This window comes from Parvibaculum sedimenti, assembly GCF_009184905.1.
Classification (GTDB): domain Bacteria; phylum Pseudomonadota; class Alphaproteobacteria; order Parvibaculales; family Parvibaculaceae; genus Parvibaculum; species Parvibaculum sedimenti.
Genome location: NZ_WESC01000037.1, coordinates 1 through 1,080 on the forward strand (window position 1 = coordinate 1; position 1,080 = coordinate 1,080).

Sequence of the window (1,080 nt, forward strand, 5' to 3'; positions counted from 1 at the left end):
CGGACACAAGCAAAGCCAGATCAAAGATCTGCTCCCTTGGAATTATCCAGTCAAGGTGTGAACGAAACATCGCTTACCAAAGAGCTGAGTCTCATGCAACACGTTATTCAAGTCGCTCAGCGGACCTGGCGAATACCGCTACGCGACAACCCGGTAAAGATGATCGACAAACCCAAACTCCCACAGGGTCGCGATCGGCGCCTTAAAGACGGAGAGTTTGATGGTCTCATCAAGGCTGCTCGCCGAGCACGAAATCCGCACATGGAACCTCTTATACGCCTCGCTATCGAGACCGGGATGCGCCAGGGAGAGCTATTGAAGCTCCGGTGGATCGACGTCGATTTGAAGGCGCGAACAGCCTTCCTTCCGATGACAAAGAATGGATGCCGGCGCACCGTACCGCTCTCCACCGAGGCTCTGGAGGTCATTAAAAGGCTGCCTCGAACCGACGAGCGCCTCTTCCCAACCACCACAGAGGCCGTCAAACGCGCATGGATGAGAATACGCCGGAAGATCGACGCCAGGGACCTCCGTTTCCATGACCTGCGCCACGAGGCCGCTAGCCGCTTCTTTGAGAAGGGTCTCAATGTCCCCGAGGTTGCACTCATAACCGGCCATAGAGACGGCCGAATGCTCTTCCGTTATACGCATCTCAAAGCCGAGGACGTCGCGAAGAAGCTCGCCTAAATCGAAGATCACTAATGATCCCAGACCATCGTCTCCCGGAAAACTCTTCTTTCCGGGAACGATTTTGTGCAGACCTCCAATCACCGCCTGCGCAAAAGTAGCTGCCACGCAAGGCTTTCAGTGGTCTTGTGCTACCCGCCGTCAACGAACCTCCTATTAACTAGCGCACATTTTTCCATACATCAGCCATCCGAAGAGAACGCCTCGGGAAAGGTGGCAGGAAGAAGAGAAGAGAAGGAAGAAGGAAGAAGGAAGAAGGAAGAGAGAAAACCCCTTCTCCAAAAAGAACACACGAATAACAAGAAAACGAAGAACCGTAAGCGATGTTTCGTTCACACCTTGACTGGATAATTCCAAGGGAGCAGATCTTTGATCTGGCTTTGCTTGTGTCCG

At 53.1% G+C, this 1,080-nt stretch carries 2 protein-coding genes; one reads left to right on the forward strand and one right to left on the reverse strand.

Features of this window, described 5'->3' with window-relative positions:
• A partial coding sequence (locus F2P47_RS17535; RefSeq protein ID WP_204886767.1) for a site-specific integrase occupies positions 1 to 687 on the forward strand: 687 nt, incomplete at its 5' end.
• 156 nt (positions 688 to 843) lie between these two features.
• Here F2P47_RS17535 and F2P47_RS17820 read toward each other — a convergent pair.
• Positions 844 to 1,080: hypothetical protein (locus tag F2P47_RS17820; protein ID WP_204886769.1), on the reverse strand; the 237-nt coding region annotated here is incomplete at its 5' end.